Origin of the sequence: Streptomyces sp. NPDC048659 (genome assembly GCF_040650575.1) — a bacterium.
In the GTDB taxonomy this organism is placed as follows: Bacteria; Actinomycetota; Actinomycetes; order Streptomycetales; family Streptomycetaceae; genus Streptomyces.
Genome location: NZ_JBEZHM010000044.1, coordinates 1 through 14,827, shown reverse-complemented (window position 1 = coordinate 14,827; position 14,827 = coordinate 1). Strand labels below are relative to the sequence as shown.

The 14,827-nt window shown below is 72.9% G+C and carries 16 protein-coding genes; 6 read left to right on the top strand and 10 right to left on the bottom strand.

The annotated features are described in order from the left end of the window. Nucleotides 1–20 precede the first annotated feature (20 nt). The gene (locus AB0C99_RS28135; protein WP_362480657.1) at nt 21–749 is read right to left on the bottom strand and encodes an isocitrate lyase/phosphoenolpyruvate mutase family protein; all 729 of its coding nucleotides are present in this window, start codon (nt 747–749) and stop codon (nt 21–23) included. Further along, nucleotides 746–1,258, bottom strand: coding sequence for a carboxymuconolactone decarboxylase family protein (locus AB0C99_RS28130; RefSeq protein ID WP_362480654.1), 513 nt, complete (start codon nt 1,256–1,258; stop codon nt 746–748). The genes AB0C99_RS28135 and AB0C99_RS28130 overlap by 4 nt, the downstream gene beginning before the upstream one ends. A gap of 47 nt (nt 1,259–1,305) precedes the next feature. Here AB0C99_RS28130 and AB0C99_RS28125 point away from each other — a divergent pair, with 47 nt between their 5' ends. Then, complete coding sequence (locus AB0C99_RS28125; protein ID WP_362480651.1) at nt 1,306–2,709, top strand: PLP-dependent aminotransferase family protein; 1,404 nt, start codon at nt 1,306–1,308, stop codon at nt 2,707–2,709. Between the two features lie 22 nt (nt 2,710–2,731). Here AB0C99_RS28125 and AB0C99_RS28120 read toward each other — a convergent pair whose 3' ends face one another. Together AB0C99_RS28120 and AB0C99_RS28115 are read right to left on the bottom strand one after the other, a co-directional pair. Further along, complete coding sequence (locus AB0C99_RS28120; protein WP_362480648.1) at nt 2,732–3,130, bottom strand: hypothetical protein; 399 nt, start codon at nt 3,128–3,130, stop codon at nt 2,732–2,734. Between the two features lie 234 nt (nt 3,131–3,364). Next, nucleotides 3,365–3,625 (bottom strand): hypothetical protein, encoded by a 261-nt coding sequence (locus AB0C99_RS28115; protein WP_362480645.1) that lies wholly within the window; start codon nt 3,623–3,625, stop codon nt 3,365–3,367. 96 nt (nt 3,626–3,721) lie between these two features. Between AB0C99_RS28115 and AB0C99_RS28110 the strand changes: the two genes are divergently transcribed. After that, nucleotides 3,722–4,561 (top strand): helix-turn-helix transcriptional regulator, encoded by an 840-nt coding sequence (locus AB0C99_RS28110; RefSeq protein WP_362480642.1) that lies wholly within the window; start codon nt 3,722–3,724, stop codon nt 4,559–4,561. Next, nucleotides 4,558–4,761: a DUF397 domain-containing protein gene (locus tag AB0C99_RS28105; RefSeq protein ID WP_362480639.1), complete on the top strand. Its 204-nt coding sequence runs from the start codon at nt 4,558–4,560 to the stop codon at nt 4,759–4,761. Before AB0C99_RS28110 ends, AB0C99_RS28105 begins: the two co-directional genes overlap by 4 nt. A 23-nt stretch (nt 4,762–4,784) precedes the next feature. Here AB0C99_RS28105 and AB0C99_RS28100 read toward each other — a convergent pair whose 3' ends face one another. Beyond that, complete coding sequence (locus tag AB0C99_RS28100; RefSeq protein WP_362480783.1) at nt 4,785–5,624, bottom strand: hypothetical protein; 840 nt, start codon at nt 5,622–5,624, stop codon at nt 4,785–4,787. 123 nt (nt 5,625–5,747) lie between these two features. Between AB0C99_RS28100 and AB0C99_RS28095 the strand changes: the two genes are divergently transcribed. Both AB0C99_RS28095 and AB0C99_RS28090 read left to right on the top strand, forming a co-directional pair. Next, nucleotides 5,748–6,047, top strand: coding sequence for a hypothetical protein (locus tag AB0C99_RS28095; RefSeq protein WP_362480636.1), 300 nt, complete (start codon nt 5,748–5,750; stop codon nt 6,045–6,047). Nucleotides 6,048–6,054: 7 nt separating this feature from the next. Then, on the top strand, nt 6,055–7,239 hold the full coding sequence (locus tag AB0C99_RS28090; protein WP_362480633.1) for a glutathionylspermidine synthase family protein: 1,185 nt from the start codon (nt 6,055–6,057) through the stop codon (nt 7,237–7,239). A gap of 3 nt (nt 7,240–7,242) precedes the next feature. Here the strand turns inward: AB0C99_RS28090 and AB0C99_RS28085 are convergent, their stop codons facing one another. From AB0C99_RS28085 to AB0C99_RS28075, 3 genes are all read right to left on the bottom strand, one after another. Then, the gene (locus tag AB0C99_RS28085) at nt 7,243–7,929 is read right to left on the bottom strand and encodes a polysaccharide deacetylase family protein (protein ID WP_362480630.1); all 687 of its coding nucleotides are present in this window, start codon (nt 7,927–7,929) and stop codon (nt 7,243–7,245) included. 207 nt (nt 7,930–8,136) lie between these two features. Next, on the bottom strand, nt 8,137–8,352 hold the full coding sequence (locus AB0C99_RS28080; protein WP_362480627.1) for a hypothetical protein: 216 nt from the start codon (nt 8,350–8,352) through the stop codon (nt 8,137–8,139). A 45-nt stretch (nt 8,353–8,397) separates the two neighbouring features. After that, on the bottom strand, nt 8,398–8,847 hold the full coding sequence (locus AB0C99_RS28075; RefSeq protein ID WP_362480624.1) for a hypothetical protein: 450 nt from the start codon (nt 8,845–8,847) through the stop codon (nt 8,398–8,400). 681 nt (nt 8,848–9,528) lie between these two features. Here AB0C99_RS28075 and AB0C99_RS28070 point away from each other — a divergent pair. Continuing rightward, the gene (locus AB0C99_RS28070; protein WP_362480621.1) at nt 9,529–11,148 is read left to right on the top strand and encodes a replication-relaxation family protein; all 1,620 of its coding nucleotides are present in this window, start codon (nt 9,529–9,531) and stop codon (nt 11,146–11,148) included. A gap of 131 nt (nt 11,149–11,279) precedes the next feature. On the opposite strand, the gene AB0C99_RS28065 is transcribed toward AB0C99_RS28070, so the two are convergent. After that, complete coding sequence (locus tag AB0C99_RS28065; protein WP_362480618.1) at nt 11,280–11,570, bottom strand: hypothetical protein; 291 nt, start codon at nt 11,568–11,570, stop codon at nt 11,280–11,282. Continuing rightward, nucleotides 11,570–14,086 carry a Helicase associated domain protein gene (locus AB0C99_RS28060; protein ID WP_362480615.1) on the bottom strand — a complete coding sequence of 839 codons (2,517 nt, stop codon included), beginning with the start codon at nt 14,084–14,086 and terminating at the stop codon, nt 11,570–11,572. Before AB0C99_RS28060 ends, AB0C99_RS28065 begins: the two co-directional genes overlap by 1 nt. Between the last annotated feature and the right edge of the window lie 741 nt (nt 14,087–14,827).

Genomic DNA, 14,827 nt, shown 5'->3' with positions numbered 1-14,827 from the left:
CCTGAGAGCAGGCCCCGAGGTCAGGCCCTGAGCAGCCCGTCCGCGAGCTCCCTGACCCCGGCGAGGGTGCGCAGCAGCAGCCCCTGGCCGAAGGTGATCCGGGTGGCGCCGAGCCGTCCCAGCTCGGCGAAGTCCGGATCGCCGGGCCGGGCCAGGAAGTTGAGCGGCCCCTCGACCCCGGCGGCCCGCAGCCGGGGCAGGTCGGCCGCCGGGGCGAGGATCGGGAAGACGCAGTCGGCGCCCGCCGCCCGGTAGCGCCGGGCGCGGGCGGCGGCCTCGTCGACGCTCCCGCCGCCGCGCAGATACGTGTCGATCCGGGCGTTCAGGAAGAGCGCGGGCCCGGCCGCCGCCCGTACCGCCGCGAGCCGCTCGGCGTGCGCCTCCGGGTCGCGCAGGCCGCCCGTACGGTCGGAGTCCTCCAGGTTGAGGCCGACGGCGCCGCTCTCCAGGACCCGCTCCACCAGCTCCTCGGGGGCCAGGCCGTAGCCGCCCTCCAGGTCGGCCGTCACGGGCACCGAGACGGCCCGGACGATCCGGGCCACGGCCGCGAACATCTCGTCGGCCGGGGTGTGCCCGTCCTCGTGGCCGAGGGCGGCGGCGATGCCCGCGCTCGGCGTGGCCAGGGCCGGGAAACCGGCCTCCTCGAAGACCCGGGCCGAGGCCGCGTCCCAGGGCCCCGGCAGCACCAGCGGGCGCCCGCCGGCATGCACCGCGGTGTGCAGCGCCCGCAACTCCCGCACGCGGCTCACCGCTTGTGCGAACCGGGGGTGTAGTGGCCCGGGGTCATCCGGGTGGTGACGCCGATCCGGTTCCAGGCGTTGATGACCGTGATCGCGCCGATGAGGTGCGCGAGCTCGGTCTCCTCGAAGTGCTCGGCGGCCTTCGCGTACACCTCGTCGGGCACGAAGCCGTCGGTGAGGACGGTGACCGCCTCGGTCAGGCCGAGGGCGGCCAGCTCCCGCTCGGTGTAGAAGTGCCGCGACTCGCGCCAGGCGGAGAGCTGGACGATCCGCTGCACGGTCTCGCCCGCCGCGAGGGCGTCCTTGGTGTGCATGTCGAGGCAGAAGCCGCAGTTGTTGAGCTGCGAGGCACGGATCTTGACCAGCTCGTAGAGGACCGGGTCGACGTGCTTCGACGCGGCGATCTCCAGGCCGATCATGGCCTTGTAGAACTCCGGGTGCCGCTCGGCGAAGGCGAGCCGGGGGGCGTGCTCGGGCGCGTACTCGGACTGCTCGGGGTGCTGCGTCGTGGTCGTCATACCGTTCACCGTACGGGCCGGATGGTGCCCGGGTATGGTCCATTCCCATGGCGGATGACTGGGCCACTTTCGGGTCCGACCTGCACCTGGAGCTACGCGGCCGGGGCCTGCGCAGCGGCCTCATGGACGCCCTGCGGGAGGCGGTGCGCGGCGGGCGCCTCGAGGCTGGGACGCGGCTGCCGTCCTCCCGCTCGCTCGCCGCCGACCTGGGCGTGGCCCGCAACACCGTCGCCGACGCCTACGCGGAGCTGGTCGCCGAGGGCTGGCTGACCGCCCGGCAGGGCTCCGGCACCCGGGTGGCCCGCCGCTCGGAGCCGCGCCGCCCGGCACCCGCGCGGCCCGGCGCGCCCCGGCAGTCCCGGACCGGGCGCCCGGTCCACAACCTGCACCCGGGCACCCCGGACCTCTCCTCCTTCCCGCGCGCCGACTGGCTGAAGGCCGCCCGCAAGGCCCTCATGGGCGCCCCAGACGAGGCGTTCGGCTACGGGGACCCGCGCGGCCGGATCGAACTGCGCACGGTGCTGGCCGAGTACCTGGGCCGCGCCCGGGGGGTGTACGCGCGGCCGGAGCGGATCGTGATCTGCTCCGGCTTCGTGCACGGGCTGATGCTGATGGGCCAGGTCCTGAGGGAGCGGCGGGCGCGCGAGGTGGCGGTCGAGTCGTACGGCCTCGACGTGCACTGGGACATCCTGGCCCGCGCGGGGCTCCGCACCCCGGCGCTGCCCTTCGACGCGCACGGCACCCGCACCGAGGAGCTGGCCGGCCCGGCGGCGGTCCTGATGACCCCGGCCCACCAGTTCCCGATGGGCGGCGCGCTCCGGCCGGACCGGCGCGCGGCGGCGGTCGACTGGGCGCGCTCGACGGGCGGGCTGATCCTGGAGGACGACTACGACGGCGAGTTCCGCTACGACCGGCAGTCGGTGGGCGCCCTCCAGGGCCTCGACCCGGACCGCGTCGTCTACCTGGGCACCGCGAGCAAGTCCCTCGCGCCGGGGCTGCGGCTGGCGTGGATGGTGCTGCCGGAGCACCTGGTGGACGAGGTGATCGCCGCGAAGGGTCTTCACGACGGGAGCGCGGCGATTGACCAACTGACCCTCGCGGAGTTCATCCGGAGCGGCGCCTACGACCGTCACGTGCGGAGGATGCGGCTGCACTACCGGCGGCGACGCAACGAGCTGACCGGCAGACTCGCGGTCGAAGCCCCGCACCTCGGGGTGTCCGGGGTCGCGGCGGGGCTGCACATCGTTCTGGGGCTTCCTCCCGGTACGGAACAGCACGTGGTCCGTTCCGCGGCGTGGCAGGGGCTCGGGCTCCAGGGGCTCGGCCACTTCCGGCACCCCGATGCCGTGGGTCCGCGTCCGGACGGTCTCGTGATCGGCTACGGCACCCCCTCGGACAGCCAGTGGTCCGGGACCCTCGACGCGCTGATGCGCGCCCTGCCCGAGCCGTGACGCGGCGGACGCCCGCCGGCGGCTAGTCCGGGTCCGGCGAGACGTTCGTGCCGTCCGGCTCGCCGCGCACCTGCGGGTGCGGCGCCCCCGTGGAGCCGTGGACGTCGAACGAGTGGCCGGGCGAGTGCCCGGCGAACAGCTCGCACGCCGCGCCCGACGCGTGGTCCCCGACGCACCCGCGCAGCTCGACGAACACGCAGCCGGTGAGCTCGTCGGACCACAGGACCCACATGCCGGGACCGGTCGACGCGGGCGGGTACACCAGGTGCGCGTGGGGTTCGTCGTGGTTCTCGCCGAGCTCGCAGACCGCGTACCGGTCCCGTCTGAGGGGGTGGGAGAGGTTGGGCGGCGCGGCGGCCCTGACGATCACTTCCATGAGGTCGCCGAGGGGGATCCGCCGTACGGCGGCGCACTGGAGCATCGGCCCCCCTTCACGGCCTCACGTCCTCGGGAGGTCCCGGCGGGACACCCGTCGGGACCGTCATCTTCGGCGGCTCGTGGGGGTGGTTCCGGATCTCCACGACGCAGTCCAGGGCCTCGGAGTGGGCGCCCCTGGCGGCGTAGTCCTGCCGCCACCGTTCGAGCCGCGCGCAGCTCCCGCACCCCGGAGAGGGCGTGGCGGTCGGAGTGAACCCCTCCGTCGGCGGGAGCCCGGTCACAGCACGGTGCGGGAGACCGGGGCGGTGACCGCGCGGATCGTCGCCATCTCCGTATCGGTCGGCGCGCGAAGGTCCGCCCGCTCGACGGACCACTCGATCCCGCCGCCGAGCGGCCGTAGGACGAGGCGGTCCCACTCCATCGCCATCACGCGCCCGATCCGGGCGCCGCCGCGGACGTCGACCACGAACGAGCCGATCTCGGCGCGGATGGGCGGCGGGGGTGGGGGTGGGGGCTGTGCGGGCGTCGCTTCGGACATGCGTCCGCTCCTCTCCGTAGCGCGTTCACTACCAGGAGTCGCTATCGTGGCTCAACGGCAACGTGTCTTCAACGTGGCAGTGGTGACGGGAGAGTTGTGGTCAATCGGAAAGCCTTGGACCCGGACAGCGGGCCGCAAGCGGCCTACGGTGCTCGTTTACGCAGCGTGCGGGAGGGGCGGGGGTGGACGCAGGAGGAGCTGGACGAGCGAACCGCATATTCCAGCAAGCATATTTCGGCTGTCGAAACCGGCCGCAGGTCGCCAACTCCCCGCTTTTCGCGGTCTATGGACACGGCGTTCGGTCTGACCGGCCGGCCGGACTCGTTCGAGCGCGAGAGCGGCAGGATGAGCCAGACGGTGTTGCTGGAGGGCTTCCCGGAGTACCTCCACCAGGAGCGTCGTGCCGTGGAGATCAGGCTTTACGAAGTCGGTGTCATCCCTGGCCTGATGCAGACGCCGGAGTACGCCGCCGCACTCGCCGCCAGCGCCGTCAAGCGAGGGAGCGTCACACCGGAACAGGCGGAAGAGCGGGTGGCGCTCATCGAGGAACGGCAGGCCACCCTCGTACGGACCCCCTCGCCGCTTGTCCACGTGGTCTTGGACGAGAGCTGCATCCGGCGGCCGATCGGGGGCCGGAGCGTCATGGACGCCCAGTTCGCGAGGCTCGCGGAGTTCGCCGAGCTGCCCAACACCATCGTCCAGGTCGCGCCCTTCGCCCTGGGTGCCAGGCGACCGTTCGACCTGCCCATCACCGTGCTCACCCTCCCTGACCGCTCGCTGCTGTCCTACGCGGAGTCCTCCCAACGAGGGCATCTGGAGCGGGAATCCACGTCTGTCGTCGCGACGCTGACGGCCTACCATCAGTTGCAGGCTGAATCGCCCTCTCAGGCGGCATCCGTGGCCATGGTGAACAAGGTACGAAAGGGAATGTCGTGACGACCGAATCCCCCCGTTGGTTCAAGTCCTCCTACAGCAACAACGGCGGTCAGTGCGTGGAGGTCGCCACCAACCTTGTCGCCCATGGCGTCGTGCCCGTCCGCGACTCGAAGGTCCCGGGCGGGCCCGTCCTGACCGTCCCCGCCGCCGCGTTCGCCGCGTTCGTCGAGAGTGTCAAGGACTCCCCGCTCGGCGGCTGAACGCGCCACGGCCCCGCCCCGGATCAGTCCCCGGCGGGGCTCCCGGCGCCCGCCTCGGCCGGGGGCTCGCCGAAGCGGGCCAGGGTCAGGGAGCCGGCGATGGCGACGGCGAAGCCGAGGACGGCCAGCCAGCCCAGGCCCTGGCGGGTCTCGTCGCCCAGCCACACCACGCCGACCAGGGCCGGGCCGATCGTCTCGCCCAGCACCAGGCCCGCCGTCGCCGTGGTCACCGAGCCCCGGTGCAGCGCCGAGGTCAGCAGCAGGAACGCCGCCCCGCCGCCCACCAGCAGCGCGTACAGCGCCGGGTTGGTCAGGTCGGCCGAGTCGATCAGCCGCACCGCGACCTCCACCACCCCGAAGCCGAACCCGGCCGCCAGGCCCAGGACCAGCGCGCGGGGCCGCTCCGGCAGCCGGCCCGCCGCCGCGCCGATCGCCAGGACGGCGCAGGCCGCCGCCAGCAGCCCCCAGCGCAGCACCGCCGAGTCGGTCCCCTCGTGGCCCTCCCGCCCCGACGCCAGCGCCAGCATCCCGAGGCCCAGGCAGACCACCCCGACCGCCGCCCACTCGACCCGCCGCAGCCGCACCTTCAGCACCCGCGAGGCGATCACCGCCGTCACCGCGAGACTGGCCGCGAGCGCGGCGCCGACCGCGTAGATCGGCAGGGTCCGCAGGGCGACGATCTGGAGGACGAAGCCGAGCCCGTCCAGCCCGAGACCGGCCAGATAGCGCCACTGCCGCAGCGCCCGCCACAGCAGCGTGACGTCGACCCCGCCGCCCGAGCCGGGCTCCGCCGCCCGCGCGGCGACCGCCTGAAGCACCGACGCCGCGCCGAAGCAGACGGCCGACCCGAGCGCGCACACCATCCCAAGAAGCACGAAAGGGACTCTAGTGCGAACGGGCCCGGAGCGCGGGCCTACACTGTGCGATCGCGACAGAGCGACAGACAGAGCGACAGAGCGAGCGGGCGGGACAGGGGGAGGACGGCGATGCGCAGACTGCGATCCGGCACGGTGATTCTCGGCGGCGTGAGCGTGCTCGCCGCGACGCTGACCGCGTGCGGCTCCGAGCCCGACCGCCGCTGCGTCGACCCGGTGACCTACAAGGAGCTGCCGGACTACAAGTGCTCCTCCGGCAGCGGCTCCGGCAGCGGCTCCACCACGGCCACCGGCCGCTACTACTACGGCGGCTCGGTCAGCGGCGGCAAGGCTGGCGGCGGCAGCTTCGACAAGGCGGCCGTCGACTCGGGCGGCTTCGGCGGCCACCACTCCGGCTCCGGCGGCGGCTGACCCGGCCATGCGGCGCCACCGCACCGAGCCCCGCCCCGACTGGCAGCGGACCGTCGAGGAACAGGGCCTGATCTACCCCCTGACCCGCCACCCGGACGGCTCGCTGCGCCCGTACTGGGACGAGAGCGCCTACTACTCCTTCACGCTGCCCGAGGTCGAGGCACTGGAGGAGGCCGTCGAGGAGCTGCACGCGATGTGCCTGGGCGCGGCGGCGCACATCGTCGAGAAGAACCGGTTCGCCGAGCTCGGCGTCACCGACCCCCGGCTCGCCGCCCTGGTCGCCGAGTCCTGGCACCGCCGGGCCGAACTCCCCACCATCTACGGCCGCTTCGACCTGCGCTACGACGGCACGGGCCCGGCGAAGATGCTGGAGTACAACGCGGACACCCCGACCTCCCTGGTGGAGGCGGCGAGCCCGCAGTGGTTCTGGATGGAGGAGCGCTTCCCCGGCGCCGACCAGTGGAACTCCCTCCACGAGCGGCTCGTCGACGCGTGGCGGCGCCAGGCCCGCCTGCTGCCGCCCGGCAGCCCGGTGCACTTCGTCCACACCGAGGGCGACGAGCTCGGCGAGGACCTGATGACGGTCGCGTACCTCCGCGAGACCGCCCAGCAGGCCGGCCTCGACACCGAGGCGCTGTCCGTCGAGCGGATCGGCTGGGACCGCATCGCGGGCCGCTTCGTCGACGACCGGCTCCGCTTCATCCGCGCCTGCTTCAAGCTCTACCCGTGGGAGTGGCTGACCACGGACCGCTTCGGCCCGCACGTCCTGGACACCCTCGACAACGGCGGCGGCACGGGCAGCACCTGCTGGATCGAGCCGGCGTGGAAGATGCTGCTCTCCAACAAGGCGCTCCTCGCGATCCTCTGGGAACTCCACCCCGGCCACCCCAACCTGCTGCCCGCCTACCTCGACGGCCCCCGCGACCTCGCCGCCACCACCGGCTACGTGACCAAGCCCCTGCTCGGCCGTGAGGGCGCGGGTGTCACGATCCACGAGCCGGGCGCCGCCCCCGCCGTACGGGACGAGCCCTGCTGCTACCAGGAGCTGGCCCCGCTGCCGGACTTCGACGGCAACCGGGTCGTGCTCGGCGCGTGGACCGTAGGCGACGAGGCGGCGGGCCTCGGCATCCGGGAGTCGGCGGGCCCGATCACCGACGAGTACGCCCGCTTCCTCCCGCACGTCATCCTCTGAGCCCTACTCCGGCACGTACTCCCGCAGCGGCGCGGGCTTCAGCCCCGCCGCGTCCGCGAGGTCGAGGGCCCGCCGGAGGTCGTCCTCCAGGGTCTCGTTGAAGTGCAGCAGGATGATGTCGCCGGCCTTCAGCGTCGGCGTGGGCGGCGTCCACTGGCCCCAGGTGGTCAGGTCGTACGTCCAGGTCACCACGGCCTTCGCCCCGCACGCCCGCGCGGTGGTCCGGGTGGTCGCGTCGTACACCCCGTACGGCGGGCGCACCAGCCGAGGCCCGTCGCCGAACTGGGCGAGGTGCTGGTCGCGCGCCCCGCACAGCTCGGCCTTCTGCCCGGCGGCGTCGAGCCCGGTGAGGTCGGGATGGCTGACGGTGTGGTTCTCGACCCGGGAGCGCCCCTGGTCGAGCAGCTGGTGGACCAGGAGCCGGAAGCCGGTCGCGGGGACGCGATCGACATGACGGCGCTGCGGGCCCTGCGGAAGTCCCGCACGGACGTGGAAGCCCTCGATCTCACCGACGACCGACTGCGCCGCATCCGGGAGGCGGCCACCAAGATGGTCAACGACGCCCGCGCCCGCGCGGACCGCCACACCGCACCAGCCGACGCCGACGCGGTGCGCCCGGTGCGCCCGGACGACCAGCAGGCGCACCGCCCACAGCAACCCGCACCGCACCGCGGCCGGGAGGCCGGCCACTGAGTGGACCCGATGGTGCGCACCCGGTGCAGTGGTGCGCACCGACGACACCCGGCTCCACTCCACCGAGTGGAGTCCACCGTCCGGGAGTGGACGCCACCGTGCTCCGCACCCACTCCACCGAGTGGAGCCCACCGGGTGGAAGTGGACGCCATCGACGGGAGTGGGGCCACGCACCCACCCGGTGCGTTTCCCCTTGACCTCGGCTCAGGTCAAGGAGAAACGCACCGCCTCCACCGTCTCCACCCGGGCCCACTCCACCGCACCACCGCCCACCCGGTGCGCCCCACTCCCGCGCGCCGGCCGCACCGGCGCGCGCACCGCCCACCGAGTGGAGCGCACCGGATGGACGGTGGTGCGCACCGTGGTGCCCACCGGATGGGCGCACCACCGCACCAGTGCGAACCCGATGGTGCGCTCCACCGCACCGGTGCGCTCCCACCCGGTGCGGTGGTGCGGTTGGTGCGGTCAGCGGTGCGCACCGGGTGCGGAGTGCACCGCGTGCGCCAGCGCCAGGTGCTCGTCGCGCATCGCCTCCAGGGTGGCGTGGGTGTCTCCGTGGTCGTCGGGGTCGGGGATCACGTTCTCGACGAAGCGGATGATGCTGCGGGCGATGCCGAGCACCGCCGTGGTGGGGGAGTCGCGCGCCCAGTCCCGCAGCGCGGACAGCAGGACGCACCCGACCTCGTCCAGCACGAAGGAGTCCGCGCACAGGTCGGTGGCCTCCCCGTCCACGGCCGTGACGGGCCAGATGATGTCCTCGGCGAGCCGCAGCAGGACGAACGCCAGCTCCGGGGTCGCCTCCACCCGCCCAGCGGCGTAGGTACCGCCGCCCGTCTGCAGCGCCAGGAGGTAGTCGAAGCCCTGCTCCACCTGCTCGGGCGTCAGCGGCGTACGGGTCGGAATCAGGTACGGCATGAACCTCTCCTCACGATGACCGCCGTGCGATTCACGGCGTCGTTTTCGTATGGTCGGCGCGCCGACCTGTGGACAGAGGACGGAGAACTCTCCCCCCAGCTCGAACCGGGCGAATAGGTACTGCAAGGGCCAAACCGGGCCCCCTTGTCCAGGGTGGTCGGCCCGACCTCGAATCCGGCTCTGACCCCTTGTCCACCTCTGCTACCGCCCCGACCGCTGCCGTGTTTCTCCTTGACCTGGCCACGGTCAGACCGCGGACAAGGGGGTCCCCTGCACGCTGCTCCTTCGCCCCGACCACCCCGGCCGGGGCAGCGAAGGAGACCAGACGATGACGACCACCCACCCGAGGGCCGGGCAGCGGCACCGCGCGGGCCGATCAAACGTGAAGGCCGGCCCGAGCTGGGCAAGCCGAAGGGGCCTCCCTGGGTGCCCCCTTCGGAGGGCCCTTGGGAACCCCCTTTGGTGCCCGGCACCCCAGGCCGGAGGAAAACCCCTTGTCAGGGCCGCAATCGGCGCGAAAACTGCGCCGTCACAACCCTCTTCTCTCCTCTACATGTCCGTAGTGGAGGAGAGCATCGGGTTTCGGGGGGCCCGGACGCCCTCCCAGGCCGGGCGCGGCCAGCGCCAGCAGCGGCGCCGGTCGGCCGGCGGCCGGTCGCGAGCAACGAGGGAGCAGAGCTGATGACGGGGAAGCGGAAGAACAACCCGGCGGGGTCGACGAACAACTACCGCGGCGACGTGCTGCGCGTGCTCGGAGCGCTGAAGGTTGCGACAACGGATCAGATCCAGCGGATCGGCGCTCCGCACCTGACCTTCCGGCACGCCGACAAGGAGACCCCGTCGAAGCGCAAGCAGGCCCGGACCGCCTCGCACACGGCCGCGCTCTCCGACATGCGGGGGCACGGCCTGTCGGAGAACGGCGGCTCCACCGAGACGGGTGACGCCTTGCGGAACCTGACCCCCAAGGGTCTTCAGGCCGCCTCGTACGAGCTGAACCGGCCGGTGACGGAGATGGGCTCCACCGCGCGCGGCGCGGGCTCGTCCGGGGCCTCCCACCCGATGGCCGTCAACGAGACCGTGATCGCGATGCTGCGCCCGAAGCCGAACATGGCCAGGCTCGTCAAAGACCTGCCGCACGTCCAGGCCGCCGCCCAGGCCGCCGTCGACTCCCCGGACGGGATCGGCACGATCGCCTCGTACTGGACCGAGGTGTCGCTCCCGGCGACCGGCACGTGGAACGCGCCCGGCAAGGGCGGCGCCCAGGCCGACATCGTGCTCACTGCTCCGCAGGACGGTGTGCCGCTGCTGTTCATCGAGGTCGACAACTGCCACGAGACCGCCGAGGAGCTCGCCGACAAGCTGGAGAAGTACGCGCGGTTCTTCAAGCGGAAGGTGAAGGACACCGATGGCAAGGAGCGTCCGATGTGGCGTACGCGCTGGACGGTCCCCGAGGGCCGGTACGGCGATGCGCCGCACCCGCCTGTGCTGCTGGTGTTCAACCGGATCGGCGAGCGCAATCCCAACCGCACCGTCCCGCGCCTGATGGAGCTGACCCGGCACCTGTGGCAGGGGGAGCGACAGCGGGGCGGCTACCACCTCTACGACCGGAGGATCCCGATCATCGCGGTCGGGCTGAACCAGTTGCGTGAGCACGGCCCAGCCGGTCCGGTGTTCGCCCGCTTCGGACGCAGCGGCCCGCAGACCCTCCTGGAGGCGATCGGCAACCCGCGCCTCGAGGCCGCCCAGGCCCGCGAGGCAGGGGAGGCCAAGGCCCGTGCGGCGGCGTACCAGGCGGAGCTACGGCGAGCGGCGCGGGAACACGATGCGAAGCAGGCGGCCGAGCGCGAGGCCCGCCGCCCCGTCTGCACCGGCTGCGGGACGAAGTTCACCGACGCCCGCTGGGAGGCGGTACAGCCGAAGGACTGGGGAGCTGCGAAGGACTCCCACCCGCAGCTGTGCGACACCTGCAAGCGCGCGGCCGTCGCCGCGGCCCAGGAGCGCCAGGAGCCGGTACGCGGTGAGGCAGGGTCGGACGACTTCTGGCCCGCCCCCGAGCGTCCCGTCTGCACCGAGTGCGGTGCCGCGTTCACCGACGAACGGTGGAAGGCGACCAAACGCGTCGGCTGGACCGCTTCCCCGGCGAAGAACCCGTCTCTGTGCGGGGACTGCGACCAGCGGTTCGAGGCCGACCTGGACCGGACCTGGGGTGTGAGTCCCCGGCAGGAAGAGCGCGACCAAGAGCAGGACCAGGCCGTGCCCAAGCAGAAGGGCACCGGCTGGCTCTCCCGCCTGCGCGGCTGAGCCGGGCAAGCCGCCGGCGGCTGCGGGCAAGCCCAAGGCCACCCTGGGCAAGCCCGGCGGGGCCGGGTGATCCGACGACAGCGGGGCCGGACAGGATCCCCTGCCCGGCCCCGCTGAGGGTTCCCGGCTGCTCAGGTGCCGCCCTTGGGGCTGCGGTTGGCGACCCAGTTCGGATCGCGTACGGGCGCCGGCACCGTGGTGTCGGCGGCCGGGGTGCGCATGATGCGCCAGCTGGTGCGCGGCGCGGTGACGGCGTGGGCCAGGACGACGACGGCCTGACGGCCGAAGCCGCCCCGGACCCACGGCCCGGTGAAGCGGACCTGATCGGCCGCCCAGTCGCCCAACCGCTGCCACGGGCGCAGGCGCCCGAGCAGATAGCCGGCCGCGAGCGCGGCGGCCGCGGTGACGACGACGCCCACCATCAGGACCACCGCATCCCGATCGCGGACAGCAGCTCCATCCGCTCCGGCGTCAGCGTCGCCGCCCGGCTGCGCTGGTTCCCGATCCAGGCACCCAGCCTGTGCTCGCGCTCCTCCTCGCCGACGATCCGCTCGACGTGCTTCCTCGGGACCTGGAGGTGCCCCTCGCGCTCGTAGAACTGCTTGGCGGCCTCGTAATTCATCGCCCACTTGTCGGCCTGCGTACGGCGCGGCGGCGGCTTCTCCTCCTCGCTCGCGGGCTCGATCCCGAGGACCTGCTCGCACATCCACTGCTGCACGGCCGTGAGCTCGCCCCAGCCGAGCCGCACCGACTGCACCCACCGCCCGAGGTCCTCGCCCTGGCGCACGACGTCGCCCGCCTCGGTGGGCAGCGCCTCACCGGCGTCCAGGTGCATCCGGACCAGGTGGAAGCACCGCTGCCACGTCACCGGCCACGACGGGCACCAGGAAGCGTCGATCTCCTCCAGCTGCTCGCGCCGCTCATCCGACAGCGCTCCGGCCGACGACTCCACCGGCAGCCCCTCGGCACGCCGCTGCTCGATCTCCTGCGCCTTCCGGGCGGCGGCCCGCGCGTTCTTCAGGAAGATGCCCACCTTCGCGCCCTGGAAGGTGGCGTCTAGCGGGGCCAGGAGGTGGCCGTGTTCGGCCGCCCACCCGCGTGCGGCGGCCAGGCCCTCCTCCCACGCGACGTCGTAGTGCGACCAGATCATGCCGAGCTTCTCCAGCTGCGCGACGCGGTCCTCGTCCATGTCGCCGCGGGCGTAGAACCGCCGGCAGTCGGCGGTCCACTGCCCGAGCGGGAACCCGGCGAGCGAGGCCGGCCACCCCTCGCCTTCCGCCTCCTGGTCCTCGACGGCGGGCACGCGGAACGTGAACGGCACGCGGAGGTCGCCGTGCTCGCGGGCGTAGATGACGGCGGCCTCCACGCCGCGCCGCCAGTGCTCGTGCTCCGGGTTGAGGACCCGCAGGTTGATGAACGCCGCGAGCGCGGCCGGGTCGCGGGGCGTGGAGAACTTCAGCAGGGCCTTGGCGGGGGCGCTGACGCCTCCGGAGCCCTCGCCGCTCCTGCCCGTGCTCTTCCCGCTGTCGTCCTTGCTGACGGGCTTGTAGCGGCTCGGGGCCTGCTGCTCCGCGAGGGTCTCCACGATCCTGGCGTCGTGGGCCCGCAGCGCCTCCAGCAGCTTGGCGAGGCCGCCGAACGCCCGGGAGGTCAGCATGTTGTCCGCCGTCTCGCCCGGTCCGAGCAGGACCGGCACCACGAGCGAGGCCATCTTGCCCTCGCCGGGCTGCATCCGCAGCGCGCGGCCCACGGCCTGGACGAGGTCGGGCATGGAGCCGCGTACGTCGGCCCAGTAGACGGAGTCGCAGTTCTTGGTGTCGACGCCTTCGCCGAGGACCTTCACCGAGCAGAGGAAGCACTTCTCCACGACGGTGCCGTCCGTGGCGATCCCGGCCGCGAACTCCCCGAGGAGTCGGCGGCGGTGGAGCGGCTTGTGGTCGCCGCACAGCCAGTCCGCCCAGATCGTCTTCGGGTACAGCTCGGGGTCGCTGGCGTGCAGCTGCGCGGCGACGTCGGGGAGTCCGGCCGCGAACGCTTCGGCCTCCTTCACCACGTGGTGGAACACGAGCGTGCGGCGGAAGCCCTCCTCGGCTGACGCCTTCACCAGGGCGGTCTGGAGCGCGGCGAGCCGGGCCCCGCGGACCTCTGCCGAGCGGCTTTCGGCGCCCAGGAGCTGCGCGGCCTGGAGCGCGGTGTCGGTGACGTCCACGCATACGACCTGGTAGGGGGCACAGATTCCCCGGTCGATGGCCTCCGAGAGGGTCAGGGTGAAGCAGCGGCTGCCGAAGGGGCCCTCGGGGTCGTCTTCCATGCTCGCGACCAGCTCGCCCGGGGCGCTGGCCTCGTCCTCGTCCCCGAGCTGCCACAGCCGCGGCGTGGCCGTCATGTACAGACGGCGCAGGGACGGGATCTTCTGGTTGTCGTGGACGACCGCCCACGGCTTCCCGATCCGGCCCGAAACGCGGTGGGCCTCGTCCACGACGATCAGGTCCCAGGCCGCGAGGCCCCCGGCGTGCGCCCGCTCCAGCGTGCCCAGCCCGAGGCTGGCGTACGTGGCGTACACGGTCACCTTGTCCAGGCCGCGCGTCCACTCCACCAGCTCGTCCACGTCCGTGGTGTTGGGGAAGGACACCTCCTCACCGCGCAGCGAGGACACCCCGATCATCGGGCCCCGGCGGCCTCCCTCGCGCCACGCGGCCTCGGTCTGGGCGAGCAGGTCCAGCGAGGGTACGAGCACCAGCACACGGCCCGCGTGGAGCTCCTCCGCGCTGCGGACCGCCACCCGGGTCTTCCCGGACCCGGTCGCCATGATCACCTGCGTTCGAAGCCCTCGTTCGGGCACAAGCGATCTTGCAGGCAATTCGAGGGCGCGCACGACCGCGTCAATCGCTTCTCGCTGGGCTGCCTCGCGCTGATCAGCGCGGTCGGTGCTCGACATATCGCCTGCCTTCTCCAGGGGTGCCGCCCGGTCGATTCGAGCGGCGGGAAACGGGAAACCTGCACGTAGAGGAGCTACAAGGGCTACGGTTGGACTGACGCGATCGGCTGGTTGAACCGCCCTACTGGGACACCGGCAAGGCGGTTGGGGTGAATCTCGATAACCCTCCGGAGCGGTCCGGGGTGGTGTGCTCTGAGTCCATAGCTTATCTCGGCTCCAAAAATGAAGCACTCAGAATCCCGAGATTCCCCCGAACGTGGCTGAAAGCTGTTAGTCTTGCCTTATCGCAAGCCAATCCGGGACCTTGACGCCCCCTCAAACCCGCCCGCCCTCCGGGTGGCCGGCCCCAAGCCCTCCGTCACCCGCCCGACTGCCTGTCACCTTCCCTTCCTCTTGCTGCTGCTTGTGGCCCGAGCCCCCGGGGTGGGCCGCGCGGAGCGTGGCACGCCTGGCCGCACTGGAGTTGGGGGGGCGCGCCCTGGAGTGGCTGGAGCGCAGCGGAGGCCACGGGTCGGCCGGAGGCCGGCCCCGGCCCGCAACGCGGGCCGGATGCCCTGCCCTTGGCGGCGGGCGCGGAGCGCGTGCCGCTGGCGGTGAGCGGAGCGAGCCGCCTCCGCTCACGCGGAGCGGGAGCGGCCGGGGAGCGCAGCGACCCGGCTCGCTGCGACGGGCGCAGCCCGGAGGGACCCGCTCCGCGTGAGCGGAGGCGGCTCGCTCCGCTCACCGCCAGCGGCACGCGCT